The 2023-nt window shown below is 68.2% G+C and carries 3 protein-coding genes; all 3 read right to left on the bottom strand.

What is annotated here, in order from left to right:
* The coding region (locus K2X24_RS18385) for a hypothetical protein (protein WP_292499853.1) at positions 1-280 on the bottom strand (280 nt) is incomplete at its 3' end.
* Between the two features lie 289 nt (positions 281-569).
* Positions 570-1223, bottom strand: coding sequence for an urease accessory protein UreG (gene ureG, locus K2X24_RS18380; protein WP_292499851.1), 654 nt, complete (start codon positions 1221-1223; stop codon positions 570-572).
* 23 nt (positions 1224-1246) lie between these two features.
* Positions 1247-1921: an urease accessory UreF family protein gene (locus K2X24_RS18375; protein ID WP_292499850.1), complete on the bottom strand. Its 675-nt coding sequence runs from the start codon at positions 1919-1921 to the stop codon at positions 1247-1249.
* Between the last annotated feature and the right edge of the window lie 102 nt (positions 1922-2023).

Genomic DNA, 2023 nt, shown 5'->3' with positions numbered 1-2023 from the left:
GAACAGACGCGCGATCCCGCGCGCCATCAGCCCAAAACGCAGCGTACGCCGATGCCCGATGAATAAGACGGGCTAAGAACCAAATCGTGCGGCGAAAAACGCGATGACCCTGCCGATTCGCCACAGTGGACAGAGTTGTTAGCCAGAAACCTGTGAGCCAGAATGGCAACGACAGAACGAATAGCAGCCAGAACCCGAGTTCGTGGGCTCCCCTTGGCGGTCTGTCGAGGGCATTCGACGCGCTGAGCGGCAAAAAATAGCCGATGATGAACAGGATCATCAGCGGGACAAGAAAGCTCGCTGTGATTGTTGCCGTCCAAAGCACAGCGCTCCGAAACCCAATCACGTCAACTCCGCTGACAAAATTTTGTAATCCTTTGAAATTTGGTCTACGCATATACTTGGAGTCGGAAGGCATACTTTCTACATGCGCGGACCTTACGGCAAGCGCGGGTGACATGGCCCCTGGACGGCGGAAGCCCAATCACAGACGCCACTGTCGAAAGGGAAAAGGGCCCGGCGCGATGCCGGGTCCTTCGTCGTCGCGAACTTGACGGCTGGCGGCGCCTTCACGCCCCCGGGCTTTCGCCCCCCTGGCCGAGGCCCCCGGCCTCGACCACGAAGCGCGCGATGGCATCCGCCCCGTGGCCGTCGCGGAGCGACGCGAACACGTAGGGCCGCGCGCCGCGCATGCGCTTGGTGTCGGATTCCATGATGCCGAGATCGGCGCCGACGAGCGGCGCGAGGTCCGTCTTGTTGACGATGAGGAGGTCCGAGCGGGTGATGCCCGGCCCCCCCTTGCGGGGGATCTTCTCGCCCCCCGCCACGTCGATGACGTAGAGGGTGAGGTCGGCGAGTTCCGGCGAGAAGGTCGCGGCGAGGTTGTCGCCGCCGGATTCGATCAGGATGAGGTCGAGCTTGGGGAAGCGCCGCCGCATCTCCGCCACCGCCGCGAGGTTGATCGAGGCGTCCTCGCGGATCGCCGTGTGCGGGCAACCGCCCGTCTCGACGCCCATGATCCGCTCCTCGGGGAGCGCGCCCGCCACGGTGAGGAGGCGCGCGTCCTCCTTGGTGTAGATGTCGTTGGTGATCGCGCAGATCTCGTAGGTATCGCGAAAGCGCTTGCAGAGCTGCTCCATCAGGGCGGTCTTGCCGGAGCCGACGGGGCCACCGATGCCGACGCGGAGCGGGCCGTTGGGGGAGGGGCCGTTGGCGAAGATCATGGCGGGGTCCTCAAGAGGGGGCCTCAGGAGCGGAAGATGCGGGAATACTGGGTCTCGTGCCGGAACGAGCCGAGATCGAGGTTCAGGGTGGCGCTGCCGAGATCGTCGAGGCTCAGCGCGGGGATCGTGGCGGAGAGCGCCGTCACCCGCGGCGTCAGGGCGGCGATGATCCGGGTGCCCGCGCTCTGGCCGATGGGCGCGCAGCGCAGGGCCGCCGAGACGAGGTTCTGCAGGAAGGCGAGGCCGAAGCCGGCGAGCACGGGGGGGAGCGCCATGCGGTGCGCGCCCGCCGCGAGGCCGACCGCTACCGGGTAGGCCGCCGCGCCGTCGAGGGCGGCGGCGAGGTGGGCGAGGCCGGGCGTCCCCCAGGCCGCCACGGTGGCGTCGAGGAAGCTGCTTCCCTGCTGGCTCGTCTCCAGATGGATTTCGCGCGAGGGCGCCAGCGCCAGGGCGAGGTCGTTGAGGTCGACCAGCGCCCGCGCATCCCCGGCGCGCGCCGCCCCGTGGGCGTGGGCCAGGAGGATCAGGTCGTTGCGGCCCGAGCCGCGCGCGAGCACGTCGGCGAGCCATTCCGTCAGGGAGGCCTCGTCGCCGACCTCCCCGGAATCCACCGCCGCCTCGAGCCCGTGCGAGTAGGCATAGGCCCCCACCGGATAGCCCGGCGACAGCCACGCCATCAGGCGCAGGGCCTCAATCATGGCCGTGGTGATGGCCGTCGTGGGAGTGCGCGTGGTCGTGGTGGGCATGGTCGTGGTGGGCATGGCCGTGATGGTGGTGGCCGGCGGCCTCGCCCGCATAGG

The organism is Methylobacterium sp. (assembly GCF_019750675.1).
Classification (GTDB): Bacteria; Pseudomonadota; Alphaproteobacteria; order Rhizobiales; family Beijerinckiaceae; genus Methylobacterium.
This window is presented reverse-complemented; position numbering and strand designations above follow the sequence as displayed.